At 27.1% G+C, this 23681-nt stretch carries 22 protein-coding genes and 1 other annotated feature; of the genes, 5 read left to right on the top strand and 17 right to left on the bottom strand.

What is annotated here, in order from left to right; genetic code table 11:
- Window positions 1-195: 195 nt before the first annotated feature.
- From KHQ81_04935 to KHQ81_04920, 4 genes are all read right to left on the bottom strand, one after another.
- On the bottom strand, window positions 196-813 hold the full coding sequence (locus tag KHQ81_04935) for a class I SAM-dependent methyltransferase (protein QVK19054.1): 618 nt from the start codon (window positions 811-813) through the stop codon (window positions 196-198).
- Window positions 814-888: 75 nt separating this feature from the next.
- Window positions 889-1614: a methyltransferase domain-containing protein gene (locus tag KHQ81_04930; protein ID QVK19053.1), complete on the bottom strand. Its 726-nt coding sequence runs from the start codon at window positions 1612-1614 to the stop codon at window positions 889-891.
- Between the two features lie 235 nt (window positions 1615-1849).
- Window positions 1850-2296 carry a hypothetical protein gene (locus KHQ81_04925; protein QVK19052.1) on the bottom strand — a complete coding sequence of 149 codons (447 nt, stop codon included), beginning with the start codon at window positions 2294-2296 and terminating at the stop codon, window positions 1850-1852.
- 149 nt (window positions 2297-2445) lie between these two features.
- Complete coding sequence (locus tag KHQ81_04920; protein ID QVK19051.1) at window positions 2446-2616, bottom strand: hypothetical protein; 171 nt, start codon at window positions 2614-2616, stop codon at window positions 2446-2448.
- Window positions 2617-2777: 161 nt separating this feature from the next.
- Between KHQ81_04920 and KHQ81_04915 the strand changes: the two genes are divergently transcribed.
- Complete coding sequence (locus KHQ81_04915; GenBank protein QVK19050.1) at window positions 2778-4175, top strand: hypothetical protein; 1398 nt, start codon at window positions 2778-2780, stop codon at window positions 4173-4175.
- A gap of 358 nt (window positions 4176-4533) precedes the next feature.
- On the opposite strand, the gene KHQ81_04910 is transcribed toward KHQ81_04915, so the two are convergent.
- On the bottom strand, window positions 4534-5925 hold the full coding sequence (locus KHQ81_04910; protein QVK19049.1) for a WG repeat-containing protein: 1392 nt from the start codon (window positions 5923-5925) through the stop codon (window positions 4534-4536).
- A gap of 653 nt (window positions 5926-6578) precedes the next feature.
- Between KHQ81_04910 and KHQ81_04905 the strand changes: the two genes are divergently transcribed.
- The 3 genes from KHQ81_04905 (at window position 6579) to KHQ81_04895 (ending at window position 8361) form a co-directional block, all read left to right on the top strand.
- The gene (locus KHQ81_04905) at window positions 6579-7394 is read left to right on the top strand and encodes a GNAT family N-acetyltransferase (protein ID QVK19048.1); all 816 of its coding nucleotides are present in this window, start codon (window positions 6579-6581) and stop codon (window positions 7392-7394) included.
- A 219-nt stretch (window positions 7395-7613) separates the two neighbouring features.
- Complete coding sequence (locus KHQ81_04900) at window positions 7614-7997, top strand: type II toxin-antitoxin system Phd/YefM family antitoxin (GenBank protein ID QVK19047.1); 384 nt, start codon at window positions 7614-7616, stop codon at window positions 7995-7997.
- A 1-nt stretch (window position 7998) separates the two neighbouring features.
- A complete protein-coding gene (locus tag KHQ81_04895; protein ID QVK19046.1) occupies window positions 7999-8361 on the top strand; it encodes a type II toxin-antitoxin system RelE/ParE family toxin in 363 nt (120 codons plus the stop codon).
- A gap of 188 nt (window positions 8362-8549) precedes the next feature.
- Here the strand turns inward: KHQ81_04895 and KHQ81_04890 are convergent, their stop codons facing one another.
- Both KHQ81_04890 and KHQ81_04885 read right to left on the bottom strand, forming a co-directional pair.
- Window positions 8550-9176 carry a PIN domain nuclease gene (locus tag KHQ81_04890; protein ID QVK19045.1) on the bottom strand — a complete coding sequence of 209 codons (627 nt, stop codon included), beginning with the start codon at window positions 9174-9176 and terminating at the stop codon, window positions 8550-8552.
- A gap of 176 nt (window positions 9177-9352) precedes the next feature.
- Window positions 9353-10078 carry an N-6 DNA methylase gene (locus tag KHQ81_04885; protein QVK19044.1) on the bottom strand — a complete coding sequence of 242 codons (726 nt, stop codon included), beginning with the start codon at window positions 10076-10078 and terminating at the stop codon, window positions 9353-9355.
- 232 nt (window positions 10079-10310) lie between these two features.
- On the opposite strand from KHQ81_04885, the gene KHQ81_04880 reads away from it, so the two are divergent.
- Complete coding sequence (locus KHQ81_04880; protein ID QVK19043.1) at window positions 10311-12353, top strand: thioredoxin domain-containing protein; 2043 nt, start codon at window positions 10311-10313, stop codon at window positions 12351-12353.
- A 64-nt stretch (window positions 12354-12417) separates the two neighbouring features.
- Here the strand turns inward: KHQ81_04880 and KHQ81_04875 are convergent, their stop codons facing one another.
- The 10 genes from KHQ81_04875 to KHQ81_04830 all read right to left on the bottom strand — a co-directional run bounded on the left by KHQ81_04875 (window position 12418) and on the right by KHQ81_04830 (window position 23612).
- Window positions 12418-13014: a lysine exporter LysO family protein gene (locus tag KHQ81_04875; GenBank protein ID QVK19554.1), complete on the bottom strand. Its 597-nt coding sequence runs from the start codon at window positions 13012-13014 to the stop codon at window positions 12418-12420.
- Window positions 13015-13016: 2 nt separating this feature from the next.
- Complete coding sequence (locus KHQ81_04870) at window positions 13017-13295, bottom strand: LysO family transporter (GenBank protein QVK19042.1); 279 nt, start codon at window positions 13293-13295, stop codon at window positions 13017-13019.
- 65 nt (window positions 13296-13360) lie between these two features.
- Complete coding sequence (locus KHQ81_04865) at window positions 13361-15997, bottom strand: valine--tRNA ligase (protein QVK19041.1); 2637 nt, start codon at window positions 15995-15997, stop codon at window positions 13361-13363.
- Between the two features lie 117 nt (window positions 15998-16114).
- Window positions 16115-16326 (bottom strand) — a binding site (T-box leader).
- A gap of 254 nt (window positions 16327-16580) precedes the next feature.
- Complete coding sequence (locus KHQ81_04860; protein QVK19040.1) at window positions 16581-17549, bottom strand: hypothetical protein; 969 nt, start codon at window positions 17547-17549, stop codon at window positions 16581-16583.
- Window positions 17536-18591 (bottom strand): hypothetical protein, encoded by a 1056-nt coding sequence (locus tag KHQ81_04855; GenBank protein QVK19039.1) that lies wholly within the window; start codon window positions 18589-18591, stop codon window positions 17536-17538. Before KHQ81_04855 ends, KHQ81_04860 begins: the two co-directional genes overlap by 14 nt.
- Before the next feature lie 260 nt (window positions 18592-18851).
- Window positions 18852-19637 carry a 1-acyl-sn-glycerol-3-phosphate acyltransferase gene (locus KHQ81_04850; protein QVK19038.1) on the bottom strand — a complete coding sequence of 262 codons (786 nt, stop codon included), beginning with the start codon at window positions 19635-19637 and terminating at the stop codon, window positions 18852-18854.
- 10 nt (window positions 19638-19647) lie between these two features.
- Window positions 19648-20136 carry a dihydrofolate reductase gene (locus KHQ81_04845; protein QVK19553.1) on the bottom strand — a complete coding sequence of 163 codons (489 nt, stop codon included), beginning with the start codon at window positions 20134-20136 and terminating at the stop codon, window positions 19648-19650.
- A 1-nt stretch (window position 20137) separates the two neighbouring features.
- On the bottom strand, window positions 20138-20932 hold the full coding sequence (locus KHQ81_04840) for a thymidylate synthase (GenBank protein ID QVK19037.1): 795 nt from the start codon (window positions 20930-20932) through the stop codon (window positions 20138-20140).
- 125 nt (window positions 20933-21057) lie between these two features.
- Window positions 21058-22338, bottom strand: coding sequence for an insulinase family protein (locus KHQ81_04835; protein QVK19036.1), 1281 nt, complete (start codon window positions 22336-22338; stop codon window positions 21058-21060).
- On the bottom strand, window positions 22338-23612 hold the full coding sequence (locus KHQ81_04830) for an insulinase family protein (GenBank protein ID QVK19035.1): 1275 nt from the start codon (window positions 23610-23612) through the stop codon (window positions 22338-22340). The genes KHQ81_04835 and KHQ81_04830 overlap by 1 nt, the downstream gene beginning before the upstream one ends.
- Between the last annotated feature and the right edge of the window lie 69 nt (window positions 23613-23681).

Genomic DNA, 23681 nt, shown 5'->3' with positions numbered 1-23681 from the left:
TTATCTCATATTATTTTCATAAATTAAATGTGTGCTATATTGTACGCTTACGTAATAAATATAGTAGATATCATAATAAATGGATATTTTTATTCATTTTATATTCTTTAATTTCGATTGTTTCCTTTATTTTTTAGTTTTTTCATAATTAATGTATTGTTATCCTCAATTCTATTCTTTTGTTTATTAGTATTATTAATTTTTAACAGCTTTTATAATAGTAGCAAATTTGTTTTCAGTTTCTTTTATCATTTTAATATTGCATCCTATTTCATTTAGAATCTTCAAGTAGAATTCTATATTTTCTGGATACAATTTGACAATTCTACTACAATAATCTAAATAATCTGATGGATTGTTTGTCAAAGAGATAACAATAATACCACCTTTTTTTAGAGAATTTACCATATTTCTTAACGCTCTTTCTTTATCTTTAATATGAATAAATGTTAAAACACTATAAACTACATCATATGTATTTTCAATATGTAATTCGTTAATATCACATACTTTTAAAGAAACCAAATTTTCATGCTGCTTTAAATTCTCTTTTGCTTTTTTAATAGATTTATCAGAATTATCTATACCTACAAAAGATTTTACCCCTTTATTTAACACTTCTAATGCCACTCTACCTGTTCCAACACCAACTTCAAAAACATTTTTATTTGAGTTTAATTCTAAAGCATTATAAAATAGATCTCCATCCCAATTTTTCATATAATGTTTTAATATTTTACTATCTTTAACAAAATCTATTCCCTCATCAATTAACATATCATAATGAATTTTACTTTCAACTAGATTACCCAAAATAGTACCACCTTATCTTATTTAAGTATTAAGTTCATCTCTTTAGACCCTCTGTCTAAAATCCACACTCCATATTTAGGTGTTATCTTTCTCAGCTAGTACAAGCATTTCTATATCTTCTATCCCCATCGGAGAATCAGAAAAAATACCATTAGCACATGATAATATTTTAATGTTTTTGAAGCCACATAATAATAGAAGCATTTTTATTTCTGAAGGCGTGTATTGACGTTGTTCTTCAGATAGATTTTCACCATCAATATTAGCATCCCAATTCATCGTACTATTAATATAATCAAATCTTGGATTAGTGTCTTTTGACTTAATATATCTACGAATAGAATTAAAACTACTAATCACAAATAATGAATTAGGACTTAGGAGATTATAGACAGTAGAAAAGAAATTATAATCTTGTTGAGAACCTCCAATAACACCTATACCTGCTTCACATAAGCAAATTGCACCATTAAATGAATTGTTTTTAAAATTTAATTTAGATAAATTTGCTAAATCACATTCAATGTACTTAATATTAAGATTCTCTTTTTTTGAACGAATAATTGCGTTTTGAATCATTGTAGGAGATATATCAATACCAGTTACATCAATACCATTTTTTGAAAACTCTATCGCGTGTCTACCAGCTCCACAACCTAAATCAAGTATTCTGTCATCTCTTTTTAATTTCATTTTATCTAACAAAAATGATACTTGTTGCGTTGTGTTTGGAGCAAACTTCCTATCAATATGTTCTAGTGAGATATTTGTGAATTTTTCATGTTTCCATGGACTTCCCATATTATTCCTCCCATCAATTTTAACTAATTATACATTTTTACTTTATTTAATTACTACATTAATACTAGATCTAAAAATAACAAAACATTATATCTACCCACTATAAAGGTACTGTAATAAATGAGGTTGATAAGACGAACCAAGTATTACAAATTAATTAATTGAAGAGAAATCACCAACTTACTTCACATGCAAATTACTTAGTTAACTAGTATCAATGGAATGAATTAACAGTTTATTTATTCTTTTTGTCATCTATCTTAAGTATTTTATTATAAGTTCCCTTCCAAGATAAAATATATTTTGTATCACACTTAACTACATTAATAGTCTCTGATGACAAATTATTAACATCAACACAATAACTTTTTGTCCATTTTGAATCTTGTTCACATTTTACTACCACTATTTTTTCATTAATTATATCATTTATAAAGTTAATTGATTCAATGAAATCATAAAAATGATCGTGATAAAATCCAAAACCTATAGTGATTTCATCATCATCTGTTGAAATATATAAATAATTTTTATTGTCAGCACAGGGGTATTCTATGTAGAAATAATATTCACCGTCATCGTTATCAACTTTTGAAAAATCTCTAAGTATTGGAAACTCTAGAAATAACATATTAGCATACTCTAATGAAAATTTGTTTAATTTATCTAACTCAAAACCCATTATAACACCTCTCAACAATTCATATAGTAATATCAAATAACAACGGTGGTCACTTGTATCCTATCTCCATCATAAAAAGTCTAATTTTAATAACAAGTACTATCTAAAATAATTCAAGATTAGTTCTTACTATTCCTTTAATATATTCTTCATTTGTCATCAGTTGTTTTTTCATAGTCATATTCATTGCTATCAACAATTATTTTTTCATCATCTCTTAATCTCAAAGAAAATAAAACCATTATATCAAGATTAATCTTTAAAACACTTCCACTTATAAACTCTTTCTTAAAATAACTTTCAAATGAAACTTTATTCACAAACTTCACCTTTATAAAATTATTTAAATATAATTATAAACTACTATTAATAATATGTAAATATGGATAATATGTTTTTCATAATCCTATTGAAATAAATCCTGTGCTTTTTTTCTCTTTTGTATTATAATTAATATATAGTTATAAAATGGAGGTTTTCATTGAATAAAAAGGTATTTAAGAAGCAAATTGCAATGGGTTTTGGTAGCATAATTATATTATTAAAAAAGAATCCAGATATAGCACCTAAGTATTTTAAAATCATTCTTTGGGCTTGTTGTAACGATACTAGCCACGATCCTCAATCTGAACCAGATCGTATTCAATATTTATATGATATTATTTCTCTTTCTGGCAAACGATACGAATTAGAAAATGTATGTTTAAAAAAAATGTTAAAATCAAGAAATAAAAAAGACTGGAGCACCAGACAATTACTAACATTGTCTACCCACTTTTATAAAAATGGGAACTTAATAGCAAGAGAAGCTATATTTGTTATGTTTAAAACGTATTTACAGAAACTTGTTAAAAATCATGAGCATAATACATCATATGATTCTATATTAAGAACTTGCATTGAATGTATTATACATATAGATGGAATTAAAGGTTTAGAGTTTGTTGTAAATGAAATTGGAGAAAAGTTGGTTAAATATAACATCGATTATATTGATACAGAACTATGTGAAGCTAAGGATATTTTAGGTAATGAAACAGTACATAAATTTTTATTAACTACATCAAAGCAAAACGAGAATATTAAAAAGTTTTTTGATATTAGTCAGCGATTACAAAACCAGTATGAGATAAATGCTGAAAACCGTAAAATCATAAAAACTGACTTCCAATCAATTATGAATATAATAGATGAATTCACACATAAAAGGATTAATTATGGTTCATTTATTTTCTATAGTAGATACTCTAAGAAAGAAGAGTTTCATAAGTTCGCTAAATTAGCTTACTACAGTAGGCGTGTTAAGAAAGAAGATTTAATTAAGTTTGCCAAATTAGTTGAGAATACAGGAGATGAAAAAAAGCAAGATCTTATATTAAATTTATTCAGATTTTCACCCTACCCTCTAAATATAGATTTTTTATTAAAACTAACCAATAGTAAAAATATGAAATTAGTTAAAACTACTTTGAATGCACTCAAAAATAATAAAGATCAACGAATACACTCGTTAGCTCAAAAATTAATTGATAAAAGAAAATTCAGTGTTTATGCATTATCATTACTTAAATTGAACTTTGACAATGATTATAATATAGTCCTTAAAACACTTAAGCAGGAATATCAACGAATAAAAAAGAATGATCAATATGACTTTCATAGCTTAACATATCAAGTTTTGTTTGTAATTGAAAACAACAAATCACCTCAATTTAAAGATATTTTAATTTATCTATATTATCACAATGATTGTTCTAACTGTAGATTACGTATTGTAAAATTAATGTTAGAAAGTGATACCTTACCTCAGAGTATTAAAGCTGAATGTCAATATGATTGTAATTATGAAATTCGTGAACTTGTATTGAATAATGAATAAATCTATATGAACAGTAGCACAAGAGAATCATTAAATCCTCCTGTGCTTTTTAAATGTTAAACGGATATAAGTTTATATTTTTCCACTATAAAGGTATTATTTTTAAAAAAGTGACCAATAAATTAATTATCAAGGAATCTCCTTACTTACTTCAACATGAATATGATCCAATTGATTGATTGATTTGGTGAGATAAAGCATTTAAAAAGTCTGGTATGAAGGGAAACCCATCTTTTCTATCTATCACTTATATCTATCAATGAAAGTATACAATTATAGAATTTTAATTAACATAAAAAAAACTGTGTACAGATTTAATTCACAGTTAATTTTATTTTGATTATTTAGTTAAATTACATTAATTATTATATGGTTTCCATAGTATATTTCCATTTTCATCAATTATTGTTTTATATATCATATGTTTGTTATCATCATGAATTTCAACCTTGTAATATTTTGTTCCATTTGTTTCCCCTACCCAACCCCAGTGTTCGACATAGAAATCAGTACTTAATATACCTTTATTAGGTAAAAACAAATTATAAGTACCATATTCCAACCATGGCTTAACATCTTTGTCTATTACTGAGAATCCCATCTCATTGACCTCTTGATAGATAATGTCTTTATTATTAATGATATTAATAAGTTCTTTAGAATTTATATCTAAGGTATAAGTTTTTGAATCTTTTACATACATAATAAATTTCGATGCGATAACTCTTACATAGTCATATTCAAATGGTATAATAACTTGACCTTGAGTATCGATAAGACCAAATTTTTTATTTTGATTACTTACAGCAGCATATCCATTATCAAACATAGATGCACTAGAATATTGAGGTTCAAATATAACCTTTCCTGTATCATCTATATATCCCCAGTTAACATCATCTTTAGTAAATGGTGCTAAGTGACTATTTCCGAATCCCTTAATATCCTTAAAAATAGGTTCTGTCAGTATCGTACCATCATATTTAAATAATCCCCACATGCCTTGTTCTTTATATGGAATGGCTTCAGAATTTTCAAAATGTAACCTAATATTTAATTTATAGATTTCATCAAATTCTGTTACAAATTCACCATTACGATCAATTACTATATATTTATCATCATGGTCTATTATGGCGTACCCTTTATAGTAGTCAAATGGAAATGTGCGATTTTCGTTTATATTATCAAAACTTGAAACAATTGTACCATTTAAGTCGATATAATCAATTCCATTTTCTCTGTAACAATAAGCTAAGTTTTCGTTTTCAGAATAATCCCCACAATAACTATAGGGAGGCAATTCAAGTAATGTAAATTCATTTTCTTTATAAGTCGCAAGATAACTTTTATTTTTATCTTCAAATAAATATTTATTGTACCCCATATATGTAATTCCTTCGTATTCTAATTGAACTTTTTCTACTCCCCACTTATCAATCAATCCCCATTTATCAGATATATTAACTATTGCTAAATTTGTTTCATTAAACATGAGTCCATGATCCCATTTCATATTAATAACAACTTTTCCCTCAGTATTTATATAACCAGTCTTCATTTTACATTGTACAGGCAATAGCGTTTCATTCTCATTAGTCAAATCTGCACTTTTAACACAGTTATCGTAACGATGTGGATCATTTACAACACGATAGTAATTCACTAGCCTCCACCCTAAATATACGTTAGATAATAAAAATATTAGTACCACACCATCTAAGACAAAAATATTTATTTTTTTATTCATAGAATCCCCTACTTTTAGATATAGTTTTATATAATTATAACTTACATTTAATATTATGTAAATATAAAACGATTTTTTTGAAATTATAACTAAACTCAACCAAAGTTTTCTTATAAAGGTTAATTAATATTATTTGATCACATAATAGCATATTAAATCTCCTTATTTCATTTGGTATGATTACAGTAATTACTGAGTTAAGAAAACCAACCACGTATAAATTTCTCCATTTAACCATCACTTAATTTTTGTCTACGAATTATCACTTTTCTTCCTCTTAAGAAAATGAAGAGGATCAATTAGGATGTTTTGATTATATACAAGGACGGTATGACTGTAATAGAATTCATGGTAATATAGGATATATTATTCCTAATAAAATAGAATTACAGATAAGAAAATATATGTTAATAAAGTAAATCGTTATGTATCTAGGTTGATGACATAAATCCATATTCAAGTCACATATTTTTTATAGATATTCATAATTATTTTTTGATATAGAAATACTTCATCACTGATTTAGTAATCATAATTAAGGAAAAAACAATTATAACTATTCTCTGCCTATTTTATAACTATCAAATAGTGTATAATACAATTAAGACAGATAATAATCACACCATTGTGTTATTAAATCAAGGGGGAAAATCATGTATATATTAGATAGTAATTTTGAAAAAGTAAAGAAAGTGTTTAGTTCAAATAGTAAGAAATTTGTTTTTGAATCAATTATTGAAGGAAATACACCAGGAGGAATATACATAAATAACTTAGATAATCCTGAGTTATATGTTATTTTTGATGGAGGCAACTTTGTATTATACGTTGGTGGAGAATCAGCTACTTACGAAGAATATAAGAAGTGTATTAGTTACATAAAAGAAAATATATTAACTGAAAATTTAAAAAAAGAGTACGACGACTGTATTCTAGTTTCTTATACATCAGATATATGGAAAAATATTATGTTAGAAACATTTAATGACTTAACAGTGCATCATGGTAAAAGGGTTTTATATAGATATGATATAGAAAATATTAATAATAAATTTCCAGAAAATCATTCATGTGAAATTAAACCTATTACACAAGAATTACTTAACGACAGTAACTTAGAAAATCTTAAATTCTTAAAAGAAGAGATAAAAGGAATGTGGGGAGCTATTGATGGGTTTATCAAAAATGGATTTGGATATTGTGCTGTAAATGGTAATAAATTAATATCATGGTGTACAGCTGAATTTATTAGTGAAAATTATTGTGGTATTGGTATTGAGACTATTGAAGAAGAGCAAAAAAAAGGTGTTGGAACAGCCGTTGCCGCAAATTTTGTTAAAGAATGTGCTAAAAGAAACTTAATTCCTCATTGGGATAGTTGGATAAGAAATTTACCATCAGTAAAAGTAGCAGAGAAAGTTGGATTTAACAAAATTGAAGAATATGAAGTACTTATTGTTGAATTTTAGATGTTGCAGTACAAAAATAGAATATAGTAAGTATTCATTTAAAAACAGATTATATTTAATATAATTTCAAGTAGTACTAATAAATATCCACCGGACTCTTATTCGGTGGATATTTAATTATATAAATTTACCAAAATATTTTTATGTAAATTTATTTAAAAATACATAAAATAAGTGTATAATAATATATATATCGAATAATATGTATGGAGGGATAAAGTGAAAGTAGGAAACCTTATGAGCAATAAAAATTTAAGTGAATTTATGAAAAGATTAATACCCATTTCAGATTTTAGTAAAGGAAAAACTGCTAAAATATTTGATGATCTTAAAAAGACCAATCACGAATACGTGATATTGAAAAATAATCAACCAGCTGCAGTGTTATTATCTGTTGAAGAGTATGAGAAAATTATAACTAAAGCCAATAAAATGGAATTATTACTTGAGTCGATTGAGGAATATAGACTTTCAAAAGTAGCTGAAAAAGTTAACAAGAAAATGAATTCTAACAATACATTATCTTTTAAATCAATTTTAGATGAACTTGTTATTAACGAAGATGAAATCAATGAACTCATAGATTCTGTGGATATTGAATAATGTGGGAAAAAAGATTTTCAAAAGAAGCAAAAAAAATTTGTTTAAATTTGAAAGAAGTATACAACTTCAAATATTAGCTGGTATTCAAAAGGTGAGTTCAAATCCTCTTCCTGATGTGGGTTATGGAAAACCTTTAGGTAATAAAGGTGAGAATAATTTAACAGGATTTTTTAAAATTAAATATAAAGGTATTGGAATTAGAGTTGTTTACTCTTTGGTAATGGATTCAAAAATAATGAACATTCTTGTTATTTCAAAACGAGATGATAATTTTTGTTATGAATATGCAAATAAAATATATCAGAAATATGGAGACTCTGTATTTCAAGATATTTTTGAAAAAGTTGAAATCAAAAATAAATAGTAGCATCCAGAAATTGATGCTTTTTTCCTTTAAGCATATTGGTTTATATATTTCTTTTCTAAGGTACTTGATGGGTAATCATCTTACATACTTCAATATGTACATAATCCAGCAAACAGGTATGTTACCATTTTTAATCAGTGTTAAATATGTATAAAATGAAAAAACGACAATTAAGTGATTTTAATTTAGTCGTTTTTTATTTTATCTAATTCCTCAATTATTTTTTTTGCACGTTCATTTGATTGTTCTATTATTTCTTGTAGTGACATATGTTTTGTTTCTTCATAATGATTATAACGAATTTGGTGTATATATTCGATATTAGCATCATAAACAATATCATCTTCCTCAATTAACATAGTAGGAGGAATAATGTTAATATCCTTATATCCAAGTAGTTTATTTATACCTTTTATTTTATCTATAGTTCTAATGTTAACTAAATGTTTAAAGTTCCAACTTAAAATATAATCGCAATTAAAAATTACTGCGAGAGATACATGACGTAAATCATCAATATTTTTTTCTGTTAATACACCGCATTTTAAATATTCTTTAACCAACAACTTACTTTGCTCATTTTCATTGATTAATGAATACTTAATCTTTTTAATTTGATTTAACATAAGCGTTTTGTTAGGGTCAGCACATTCCATTATTTCATCAAATATTACATTTGACAAAAATATTTCATAATTACTATCAATAAAATATTCCCAAAGTTTTTTTGTATCTCTCATTTTATCTTGTGCATCCAGAGCGTCTAAATGACTGATAATTGAAGTATCCAAATATAATTTTTTTAATGGCATAAATACACCACCTTAAATTATCTAACTTATATATATAATACTACTTTTTCAAACCATTTTATTATAAATATTTTTAAACTTTCTGAACCAGTCTAATAATGATGGTATCAAACCTATAGAAGCACTTACAGTATAATAACTTACCCATCACAGATTACACAAGTGTCTAACCTATATTAAACTTCGCTTAAAGCTAAAATTTCAAATTTTCGTTTTCCAATAAATTGTTTTTCCAAACGCTTAAATTTGTTAGATGTAATCTTTTGTTTCTTATCTGAACAAATTGCAACAATGGAGTTTGGCTTTAAGATTGGAATTATATTATTTAGCATTGTATTAATAAAGTCTACATTTTTACCTTGCCATGTTACCAAGTTACCATACGGAACATCAGTTATTACTATATCAGTTTTAAAAGGTTCATTTTTAAAAAAAGAATTAGAAAGTATATCAAGTTGAAAAATATTAGTAGTAGGTTTATTTGGATATTTTTTAATTAAATTCAAAATCCTTTTTGAACTTTTAATTGCTTCTTTATGTGATTCCTTTTTATAATTATCATATAAATTATTTAGTTGATTAATTCTTTTTTCAATCCCTTTTTCAGATAGTAAGGATAAATTACTATTTGCTAATTCTACTGCGCCAAAACTAATATCCGAACCATAAATTTGCGTAATAGAATTCATATTAAGAAAACCCAATACGGTTAGTAAATAACCACCACCACAACAAGGATCGTAAAGGCTTATGTTATTTTTATTATCTAAATAGTTTAAACATCGACAATATATTTCTTGTGATAATCTAACAGGAAAGTTAGGCATTCCTGTCCTATGATATATTACTCTACCACACGAAAAATCCTCGAAATTTTCTTTATCACAATGTCTATACTCCATTCTAAAATCCTCTTCACATAATCGTATTCATATGATTTAATTGATAATTAATTACTATCTCCTCATCATCATCCTGATTATCTCCTATATTTTTATATTATCTTATCATAACTTACTGAATATTACCATTATTATTTTAGATTAAAATAGATTTAAGCAAAACATTTTATATATTCGTACTATAAGGGTAAAATAAAAAGTGAATGATATTACAATAAAGGAAGTTGACGATATGAACGAAACAACCTATACAAATCAGTTAATGAACGAAAAATCTCCTTACTTACTTCAACATGCACATAATCCTGTAAATTGGTATCCATGGAATGAAGAAGCCTTTAAAAAAGCAAGAGATGAAGGAAAACCTATCTTTCTTTCTATTGGTTACAGTACCTGCCATTGGTGTCATGTTATGGAAGGCGAATCTTTTGAAGATGAAGAAGTCGCAAATATATTAAATGAACACTTTATTTCAATTAAAGTTGATCGTGAAGAACGTCCTGATATTGACCATATTTATATGGAAGTATGTCAAGGGCTCACTGGAAGTGGTGGCTGGCCATTAACAATCTTAATGACACCTGATATGAAACCATTTTACGCTGGTACCTATTTCCCTAAAAGATCAATGCAACACCGGGTTGGTCTTATGGAATTATTAAATACAGTTGTTAGTCAATGGAATGATAATAAGAGTGAGATTTTAGATTCAGCCGAGAAGATAACCCGAATTATAAGAGAATCTATGGAAGATTTCCAACCTAGTGTATTAGATAAAAACATCCTTGAAAGGTCATTTAATACGTTGGAAATGTCATTTGATAATGTCTATGGTGGTTTTGGAACTCAACCAAAATTTCCATCACCCCATAATCTATTATATTTATTACGGTATGGTGTTTATCAAAATAATCAAAAAGCGATTGATATGGTAGAAAAAACACTAATCCAAATGTATAAAGGTGGTATTTTTGATCATATAGGCTTTGGTTTTTCAAGATACTCAGTAGATAAAAAATGGTTAGTTCCACATTTTGAAAAGATGCTTTATGATAATTCCTTATTAATCATTGTCTATACAGAAGCCTATCAACTAACCCATAAAGAGGTATATAAAGAAATTGTTGAAAAAATCATTTCTTTTGTATTAAGCGATATGAGAAGTGATGATGGTGCATTTTATACAGCAATAGATGCAGATTCAGAAGGTGTTGAAGGAAAATTCTATGTATGGACTAAAGATGAGATATATGATACCCTTTCAAAAACTGAAGCTGATTTTATATGTCAATATTTTAATATTACTGACAATGGTAATTTTGAAGGTAAAAATATACTAAATTTAATTCATCATGATGATGATGAATTAAATAAGATAGATTCAAAAAAAGTTGAAAACATTCGTATCAAACTTTATAAAAAACGAGAAAAAAGAATTCATCCACATATTGATGATAAAATACTGACATCAATAAATTCTATGATGATTAGTGCTTTAACAATTGCTGGTAAAATACTTAATAATGAGGAATACATTCAACATGCTGAAACTGCCTTAGAATTTATATTAAAAAATTTAATCACAAAACAAAGAAGAATATTAGCCCGTTATCGAAATGGTGAAGCTAAGTTTCTTGGTTATTTAGATGATTATGCTTATTTTATTTGGGCATTGAACGAACTATTTTTAGCTACAGGAAAATGTAAATATATTAAACTGGCGATGGATTATAATGTACGAATGATTGATTTGTTTGAAGATAGTCTAAATGCTGGCTTTTATCAAACAGGTAAAGATAGTGAAGAACTCATTATGAAAATGAAAAATATTTATGATGGTGCCATTCCTTCAGGAAATAGTGTTGTCACAATGAATTTATTTAAATTAACAGAGATAACAGATGATACTGGACTAGATTTAATTGCACGTCAACAAATCAAATATTTCGCATCAAAAGTCAATGAATCCCCAAATGCCTATAATTACTTCTTAACTGCTTATATGTTTCATAAAGCAAATAAGAGAAAAATTGTCTTAGTGACTGATGAAAACAGTAAGGCATTAAAAAAAGTACTCGATATTTTTAATCAAAAATTTCTTCCATTCACAACAAATGTGATTTTATATAAAGAAACTTTAGATAATATGAGTATATTCACTGAATATAATAAATTTACAGAAGAAATCGCTGCTTATATTTGTGAAGATTATCAATGTACTGATCCAATATTTAATGTAAAAGAAATAATTAAAAAAATAGATAAAATGAAATGAGAAGTTAAAAAAAACTTCTCATTTCATTTTTATTACCATAAAAAAATACTATACTCATCAAACTTTATATATTAGCGAAAAATTGCACTAGAACTGGGACTAATAAACTTAATAAGAAACCATGAATAAAAGAAATGAGCACAAATTCTTCGCTTGCAGACCGAGAAACAAGTGGTAGAGTTGTATCCATTGATGTTGCACCACCTACACTAATAGCAACATAAGGCGATAGTTTTTTAGCGATAAATGGAATAAGAAGAAAAGCCATCATTTCTCTAATAACATTCGATAAGAAACCAATTGTAGCGACTTCTAATCCTGCAGAGTTCTCCAATAATCCGGCAGAAATACTATACCAACCAAAACCTGATGCAATGGCTAAACTTAATGTAAGGGTACGTTGTAAAATATAACCAGCTAAAGCCCCTCCGATTAAACTTCCTATAATTGTTCCAATGGGTAATACTAGTACTTTCATACCTGCTTTTTTCAATTCTTTAAATATGTGTTTGTTTTGTCCAATACCAATTCCAATAAAAAATAGAGTAATGATTAATATAATATCAATTAATAAATCGATATCTTTTATATAATTTGAGGGTAAAAAGAAATAACTGATGATTATCCCTAAAAATACAGTGATAAAAATATAAAGTGTCATTTTCATTTCTTTTCCCCCCTAAATAGTATACCTGTTAATATATAAACAACCAGCATACTAAATAAAACAGATAAGAAAGCATATAATAACCCTGATAATCCAATCCTATATAAATCATTAATCACTTTTTTGTTGGATCCAATACTAATTCCCATCACAAATAATAAAGAAAAAACACTAATTGTTGATAAATGGTCATTGTATTTAATTATTTTTTTTGGAACTAGATTTAATGCACCAATTCCAATACCTATACATAAACTAATATATATAAACCACATCGCTATTCTCCTTTAGGAATTAAAACTTTTCAAAGAGAGTATCATTTGATACTCTCTTTTCCTTTTTATAGTTCTTTAAGTCGTTCTTTAACCATTTGATATTTTGTTTTATAATCAACTAATTTCTCTTTTTCGCTATCTACCTTATGTTTAGGTGCTTTATTTACAAAATTAGGATTCATTAACATCTTTTCACAACGACTAACTTCATTTTCTAATTTAACTAGTTCATTTTTAAGACGTTCAATTTCTCCTTCAATATCAATTAATCCTTTTAATGGGACTAATATTTCACCATTTGTGATGACTGATGTCATCACTTTTTCAGTAATATTAAAATCACTAGCGATGGTTAACTTAGATGTATTACAGAATTTATTAATATATGCTTGATTTTGAATTAATTTGTCTTCAAAGTCTTTATTTGTTGTTTTAAGCATCATGTCAATTGGTTTTGATAAAGGTGTATTTACCTCACTTCTCATATTACGAACAGATTTAATAATCTCTTGAATAGAGTTCATAATGGTAACCTCTTCATCAAATTGATAACTTTTGTTTACCGTTAGCCAAGCACTTATCGTGATTGACTGGCTACTATGCGGTATTGATTGATAAATTTCTTCTGTCACAAATGGCATGAATGGATGAAGTAATTTTAAGATTGCTTCTAATACAGTCGTTAAGACAGCTCTTGTTGTTTGTTTAGCTTTTTCATCATCACCATATAAGGTTAATTTAGACATTTCAATATACCAATCACAATAGTCTTCCCAGACAAATTTATTTAAATGACGACTAACCTCACCAAATTCAAATTTTTCATAATTTTGATCAATTATTTTTATTGTTTCATTTAAGCGGGTTAAAATCCATTTATCTGCTACATTTAATTCACTTTTTTCAATTTCTATTTGATCATCACTTGTATTTTCTAGATTCATTAAAACATAACGAGATGCATTCCAGATTTTATTAATAAAGTTCCATGAAGCTTCAATTTTTTCTTCTACAAAGCGTAAATCCTGTCCTGGTGCTGAATTTGTTGTTAAGAAATAACGTAAGCTATCGCATCCATATTTATCGATAACATCCATTGGGTCAACACCATTTCCTAATGATTTACTCATTTTTCGACCTTCACTATCCCTAATTAATCCATGAATCAATACGGTTTTAAATGGTCTTGTATCCGTTAACTCTAATGACTGAAAAATCATTCTTGCAACCCAAAAGAAGATAATATCATAAGCCGTTACTAAAACATCATTTGGGAAGAATTTTTTGTAATCTTCACGGCTTGTATCCGGCCATCCTAAAGTTGAAAATGGCCATAATGCAGAAGAAAACCAAGTATCTAATACATCTTCATCTTGAATGTAATTTTCTATGTCTTTTGGTGGTTTTTCTGATACTAATACTTCTCCTGTTTCTTTATGATAATAAGCAGGGATTCTATGACCCCACCAAAGTTGACGTGAAATACACCAGTCATATGCATTTTCCATCCATTGGTTTAGAGTTTTTTCAAAGCGTTCAGGGAAGAAGTTGACTTTTTTATCTTCATCTTGTTGAATATCTAATACACGATCAGCTAGAGGTCTCATCTTAACAAACCATTGTTTTGATAAATAAGGTTCAACAATTACTCCAGTTCTTTCACTATGTCCAACTGAGTGAAGATGTTTTTCTATTTTTACCACAAGATTTTCAGCTTGTAGGTCACTTACTAATTGCTTACGGCATTGAAAACGTTCCAACCCTTCATATTTACCAGCTAATTCATTCATTGTTCCATCAGTATTGATACATATTGGACGAGATAGATTATGACGATTACCAACTTCAAAGTCATTTGGATCATGGGCTGGTGTAATTTTAACCGCTCCTGTACCGAATTCTCTATCAACATATTCATCAAAAATAATTGGAACAGGTAATTTATTCCCTGGTACTAGTACTTTTTTACCAACTAAATGCTTGTAACGGTCATCTTTAGGATGAACAGCAACGGCTACATCACCAAACATCGTTTCTGGTCTTGTTGTTGCTACCTCTAAATAACCACTACCATCCTCAAGCATATATTTAAAGTAATAAAAAGCTCCTTCTACTTCTTTATGTTCAACTTCAATATTTGATAATGCTGTTTTCGCCTGAACATCCCAATTTATGATACGTTCACCACGATAGATTAACCCTTTATTGTATAAATCAACAAATACTTTATTAACCGCTTGATTTAAGCCTTCATCTAAAGTGAAACGCTCACGAGAATAATCTAAAGATAACCCAACAGTTGACCACTGTTCACGAATAAAATCAGCGTATTCTTTTTTCCATTCCCAAGCCGCTTCTAAAAACTTCTCTCTTCCTAAGTCATAACGAGATATATTTTGTTCAGCTAGTTTAGCATCAATTTTAGCTTGTGTCGCAATTCCTGCATGATCCATTCCTGGTAACCATAACGCATCATAACCCTGCATTCTTTTTCGTCTAATAATGATATCTTGAATGGTAGTATTCCAAGCATGTCCTAAATGAAGTTTACCTGTTACATTAGGTGGGGGTATCACAATCGTATATTGCGGTCTGTTTGATTTAACATCAGCTTTAAAAAAGCCATTATCAATCCAATATTGATATTTCCCTTTTTCAACTTCTTGGTGATTATATTTTTTAGCCAGGTCTTTCTTACTCATTCTTTAATCTCCTTTCATTTAATAAAATGATAATTTTAATAACATAACAATTGGTAAGCATATTAGAATGGCAAAATGCCTTTTATTTCTTGAAATAAAATAAAAAAAATCGTTCCATAAAGGAACGACTTAAATCGCGGTACCATCCTATTTGAATTAATCAATAATTCCAACTTACATACCTTAACGCGGTTAACGGATATTACTACTCTTATTTCATAATACCAACTCAACAGGCTACCTTCAAAATAGTACTCTAGAACTTTTCACCAACCAGTTCTTCTCTAGTTAGAGTTCTTATTTTTACTCCTCCTGGTCACAGTTGTTTCATTTATGTGTTATATTATACACAATTTTTAGATAAAATACAATATTTATTATTCTTTTATCAGACCTTTTTTATTCATCAATCATAAAATAATAACAGATACTTATTGAAAGGGGTTATTCTATTATGTTTCGTAGGAGATGTTGTCTTATAAATTATTGTATAGTTTTAAGTTGTTATCAATTTCTATTAATGTTATTTTGTTTTACTTATATTAATTTTATTTTATTTATTATTCATATTATTATTGTCTGTTTATTCTTGCTCTTCGGAAGAAGAATTTACTGATTCATATTTTTGATACAATTCAATCGCTTTAGCACAAACAAATAAATTATGAATCAATGTATTAATTGACTCTAAATTTTTATTATTACTTAAAAAAGTGATTTCTATATTCTTTACAATATAATAAAGGACATTAAAAATGAAATAATTAAACTCAAAATTTGTTATTTTATCATTAATAATTAAGGTCATCCAATCAACTTCATATTCACTATAATCAATAAATAATTTGATATAATCATGTACCTTAAAACCAATTGTACTATGATCAAAACTAATTAAATAATTTTTTTCATTTGTTACTATAAAATGATCAATTGATGGATTATTGTGAATAATACAATAATCATAATTATCTATATCATCTACTAAGTTTTCAATCTGTGATTGAAGTTTTAATAAGATGTTTTTTATATACATTATTTCATTATACTTCACTAAATAAGTCCAATCAAATATGGATTTATACTTTTTATTTTCACATTCAATAATATATAAATCTAAAAGTTGAAACTGCTTATCTAATCGTTTTAACTTTTTTTTAAATAATTTATTAAATTGTGGTCGATTAAAATGTTTCCGAATCGTTGTAGATTTGTGTAATTTATTCAATAAATCTATATAATCAATTAATTTCTTGTCAATTGGATAATCGATATCATCAAAATAAGGAATCATATAATACAGTTGATTTTCAAAACTGGTAAATATTTGATTATAGACTGTTTTTTCAGGCATAACAAAATGAGTGAACTTCTGAGATAATAAGAAGTAATAAACCTGGATAATTTCTCTTTTTTTTACTTTTTTTAATACATAAACATGATTTTGGTTAGTCTTAATCTTTAATACTTCATTAATTGGGCTGATTTGTATAATTTTAAGATTATAATTACTCTCTATATGATTAATGAGAGCTTGACTATAATTTTTCATCTTCTAATTTTAATACAATTTTTTGGTCATCGAATTGATATTCTTTACAGATTAATGATTTTGATAAATTTCTTGAATCCAATAAATCATCTATGGTTTCATTTTTTTCAACTAATAAAATTTTATAAGTGGTATACTTATCATTATCTCTAGGTATAAAGCCAGTATCAAAAGAAGCTACAGTTGCTTGTAAATTAGTTTGAAAAATTTCCTCCTCAGGCGTTTCTTCCTGTACTACTTGTTTAACTTCTTCCTCTTCCTTGTGAACATCTTTTGCTTCTTCCACATCTTCTTCCCTATTTATTGGGTCTTCTTCCTGAACGATAGTAGTTTCATCCTCTTCTTCTGTATGAATTACTGATTCTTCATCTGCTTGAGTTGCTGGTTCTTCTTCCTGAATTACAGATTCCTCTTCCACATCTTCTTCTCTATTTACATGTTCTTCTTCTTTTACCATATCTTCTGTCACGTCCTTAACTAATGTATCTTCTTCTAGTTTAATTTCTTTATCATCTTCTTCTCTTTCGGTTACTTCCTCTTTAATCGGTTCTTCTTTTTTACTTTGCTTTTTTTTCTTTTTATTTCTCTTTTGAAGTACTGTATCTAGATTCTCATCAATTTTTTCTTGAAATTCTTTAATTGCTTCTTCATCTGATTGTTCTTTTAATAGATCTTGATTATCATTTTCTTCATTATTCATTCTAGGAACAATCTCTTCTTCTTCCTCTAATTCTTCTGTTAAAATTACATCTAAATCAAACACAACTTCAATCCCTCTTCCAGGAATTAATTCATATTTGAAATTAGAAATATTAATTTGTGGTGAAATTGACTCATCATCAATTAAAAAAGATACAGGAATATCATGCTTAAATTCCATGACATCATTACTATTATCTAGTAAATAATCTCCTGTTATGATAACTTCACCTGTTAATTCTCTAGCATCATAGTATAGGTTATCTGCATTAATACCAATACTATCAATTTTTTTAATATGAGGTAAAGTTATCTTATCGTCATATGGTATTGTATATTTCATTCTATTCATCTCCTATTTATTATTTATCATTATAATTTATGATATATAAATCATGAATATGATGAAAGTTTAACCATTATCTATTTTATGACACAAATATTTTTAAGGTGCATATAAATCTTCCTTAAATGAACTTTTCAGAAATTATTTACTAAACTCATTGCCTAGGTAATAATCATTTTCATTAAAAAAAGCTCAAATTCATTTTGAGCCTTAATAACTTAAATTTTTAATTCATTGTTTCTACTTCTATCTTTAATTTAGTCACAATCAATCTTAGATGCAACAATCTTTTGAACCATTGTAGCAATTTCTTGTGTACTCATATCTTGATAGGTTTCATAAGAAATAGCATCATGAATATAAACTTGAATTTCTGTTTTACGCCATGGGTAGTTGTTTTTTAGTTTGTGAGCATGATTAATAGTTACAGGTAAAATATCCGCCTTCGTTTTAGTTGCCATTTTAAATGTCCCTGATTTAAATTCATTCATCTCTGGTGTGAATGAGCGTTTACCTTCTGGGAAAATAACGAAACTATTCCTCTGATTTAACTTACCTTCTACTTGTTTCATTACTTTGATTTGACTCCGCATATCATTTTTATCTAAAAAGAAACACCCTGATAATTTCATCCAATCTCTTACAACAATGATTCTAGAAAGGGCTATTTTCGCTACAAAACTAATTGGGTCTTTAAAAGTTTCTGCCATGATTGTAGCATCAATATTACTCTGATGATTAGGTGTAATTAAATAAGCTTTATTTGGGTCAAATCGTTCATAATTATAAACAGTTACATTCATTCTTAATATAATGTTAACTAGTTTACCATATAAATGCATCGTTTTGTAAATTTTTTCGTTTGCTACAGCTTTACCTTTATTAATTAAATACATATAATATTTACCACGAAGTGTAATTTCTAATACTTGATACACAAAAACAATTCCAATTGAGATTAGTATTGATATAAGAAGATTTAACCAAGTCAATGGATAAAAAACATATAGTATAATAAATGTTACAATAATTATTTTGGGCATTATATAGACTCTATTCATTATCTTGTACCTTTCTTTCATAAATAATAAAACTAAGTTCTTCTCTTGATTTTTTGTTTATAATTTTAAAATCCTCTTTATCAAAATGAGGAAAATAAGTATCTCCTTCAAATGTTTTATCTATATGGGTTATATATAAACGATCAACAAGATTAATAAATTGTTCATAAATCATTTTACCGCCAATTATAAATATCTCTTCTGTAGATTTGTGATATTGTCTTAAAAAATGTTCAATACTTTCATAGCATTCTATCTCAGGATATTTATCTTTTTTAGAAGTAATAACAATATTATGCCTATTAGGTAATGGTTTATGTAAATAATCAAGAATGGATTGATAAGTATTACTACCCATCACTACCTTTTTCCCCCACGTTACTTCTTTAAAATACTTTAAATCCTCAGGATAATGCCAAGGCATTTTATTATCTTTGCCAATCAATTGATTTTTATCAAACGCTACAATAATGGACAACATATTAGACACTAACCTTTCCCTTTATATGTGGATGAGGATTATAATTTTTTAATTTGAAATCCTCATATTTAAAATCAAAGATTGATTTGATTTCTGAATTAATTTCCATTTGTGGTAAGTCACGAGGCTCTCTTGATAATTGAATATTGACTTGTTCAAGGTGATTTTGATAAAGATGAGCATCACCTATGGTATGAATAAATTCCCCTAATTCTAAATCACAAACCTGTGCAATCATCATTGTTAATAAACTATAAGATGCAATATTAAATGGAACACCTAAAAATACATCAGCAGAACGTTGATACAATTGGCAGGACAATTTATTATCATTCACGTAAAATTGAAATAACAAATGACATGGTGGTAGTGCCATTTTATTTAAATCACCTACATTCCATGCTGATACAATCATACGTCTGGAATTAGGATTTGTTTTTATTTGCTTAATCACATCAGATAATTGATCAATCACTGATCCATCAGATGAATCCCAATGACGCCATTGATGTCCATAGACAGGACCTAAATCTCCATTATCAGCTGCCCATTCATTCCAAATTCTTACCCCATTTTCTTGTAAATATTTGATATTTGTATCACCTGAAATAAACCACAATAATTCATGGATAATCGATTTTAAATGTAATTTTTTTGTTGTTAACAGAGGAAACCCTTTCGCTAAATCAAATCGCATTTGATAACCAAATGTTGAGATAGTTCCCGTACTTGTTCTATCTTCTTTTAGGGTACCTTTATCTAAAATATGTCGACATAAATCTATATATTGTTTCATCATATCCTCCATTTACTGTTATTATTCTATTATAACACATCTAAGATTTAAAGCGAATAGAAAAAAATACAAAATGAAACAGATATAAAAAACTGTATTATCGCTAACACAGTTTTTCAATGATACTATTTAGGCATAATAACTTTTGTAGTAATCGCTCTTTCATCAAAGAATGGAAGTACTTCTTCTATATCAGCCAATGTTAATTTTTCATATTCTTTAATCGCATCAAACATATTCATTCCATTAAATTTATATCTTGTAAATGAATTTGCGATAGCATCAGGCGAATTGAATGACTTTATTGAAGCACCTAATAATTTATTTTTTCTTCTCGTAAACTCTTCTTCACTCATTTTCATATGTCTTGCGTTGATTAATATATCTTTCAAGCGTTTAGTTAACTCATCTGGTTTTTCAGTATCACTACTAATGATACCAAATCCATAAGAATATTCTATTGTTAACTCATAACTGAAGGTATTATTTATTAATGCATCATCGAGTAATTGCTGATAATTAGTTGAACTTTTACTAAATAAATAGTCAAAAATAATATCTAAAGCTATTTCATATTTCATTAATTCCTTACCTTGGAATCTTGATTCATTATTTTTTATTCCAACAGCCACTTTTGGTGTTGAAACATCCATTTTGGTAAGGGTTTGTTTTTGATTAACTTCATTAGATTCAAAAACAAATTTCTTCTCTACTTTTTCAAATGGTTTGAAATCTTTTTTACTTTGATTATTTCTTATAAGTTCAATGGTCTGGTCAATATCCATATCTCCTACAACAAATAACAACATATTTGCAGGATGATAGAAAGTATTATAACACTCATATAATAATTCTTTTGTGATTTGATAGATTGATTCTTCTGTTCCAGCTATATCTACCCTTACGCCATTTTCTTTAAACATATTTTCAATGGTTCCAAAATATAATTGCCAATCAGGATTATCATCATACATACTGATTTCTTGAGCGATAATATTTTTTTCTTTATCAACGTTTTGATCTGTAAAATACGGATCTTGAACAAAATCAAGCAATAAATTTAAATTTTCTTCAAAATAGGAAGTACAAGAAAATAAATAAGCTGTTCTATTAAAAGCAGTATAGGCATTTGAATTAGCAGCATACTCAGTAAATTTCTCGAAGGCATCCCCTGATTCACTTTCAAACATTTTATGTTCTAAAAAGTGAGCGATACCATCTGGAACTGTTATATAGTCCTTTTTCCCAATTGGTATAAAGGTGTTATCAATTGAGCCATACTTCGTTGTAAAAGTAGCATAAAACTTATTAAACCCTTTTTTAGGTAGCATATATACTTCTAATCCATTATCTAATTTCTCATAATAAACCGTTTCTTTTAGATTATCATAAACCATTTTTTCCATTACTCATTCACCTCTTCTTTAGTAAGAAAGAAGATTGTGTCTTCTTTTAATTTTTGTGCAACTTTTTGTATATCTTCTTTTGTGACTGCTTTTATTTTTTCGATAATTGAATTGATATCAAAGATTTCATCATAGAGTAAATGTGAGTATTCACTTGCAAGTACTGCTATTGGATTATCACTCATTTGTAGTAAATCATTTACTAATGCTTTTGAAGAATTATTCATAAGTGCTTCATCAAAATCACCGGTGATTAATTTATTAATCTGATCTAAAACCAGTTTATATGCTTGATCAAAATCTTTTTTATTTATTCCTGCATAGATAATCATAATTCCTTTAGCTTTATCGATATTACTTGATATGTAATAACATAAACTTGCTTTTTCTCTAACATTTCTAAATAGTAATGAATGAGGATAGACACCTAACATCGCATTCATTAAAAGTAAATGATAATAATCATTATCTTTTCCATTAACATTTGTTCTAAAACCAATATTTAGTTTTGCTTGGTTAAGTTCTTGAGACTCAACTATTTTATTCACTTTATCAATTTCTTTAGTTTGTGTATCAACCACTTCTTTAATTTCTTGACGGTCATTAAAAGATAAATGTTTTTCAATTAAACCTTTAAGTCGTTCTTTATCGATATCACCAATCACTAGTAAATCAACTGTATCATTCTTTAAAATATCTTGGTAAACTGAATAAAGATTTGATGGGTCAATAGAATCGATATCTTCAATACGTCCTAATGCCTTAATTCGATAATTTTCATCCTTACACATTTCTTCAATTAATTTATCATAAGCATAACGAATTTTATCATCATATAAAGCATTAAATTGTGCCTTTAATAAACGTTTTTCTTCTGAAACAATTTTTTCAGAAAAAACATTGTTTTCACATTTTGGATTAAAAATTACCTCATGGAAAAATTGAAAAGCATCCTCTAATAATGTTGAATTAGTCATTAAATAAGTATCATTTATTATAGACATTCGCATCGAAAGAATTTGCATTAACCCTTGTTTATTAATTGAAATACCTAAAGAAGCTCCATAAAGGGTTTCTAATTTTTCATTAATTTCTTTTTTGGTTGAATAATTTTGAGTTCCAGCTTTTAAAACATATGGAATTAAGGCTCTTTTTGTAACCGTATCTCCATTTAAATAATTACGAAAATTTAGTATAAAATCAGTTGTTTTAAATTTATCAGTTTTAATAAAAATAACATTTAGTCCATTAATCTTATAATTTATCCGTTGCATTATTTCACCTCGTTTAATCCTACTACATATTATTCGCAAATAATAAAATTTTACAATATATAAAGGTTG

This window comes from Mycoplasmatota bacterium, from assembly GCA_018394295.1.
Taxonomy (GTDB): Bacteria; Bacillota_I; Bacilli_A; order Haloplasmatales; family Haloplasmataceae; genus JAENYC01.
This window is presented reverse-complemented; position numbering and strand designations above follow the sequence as displayed.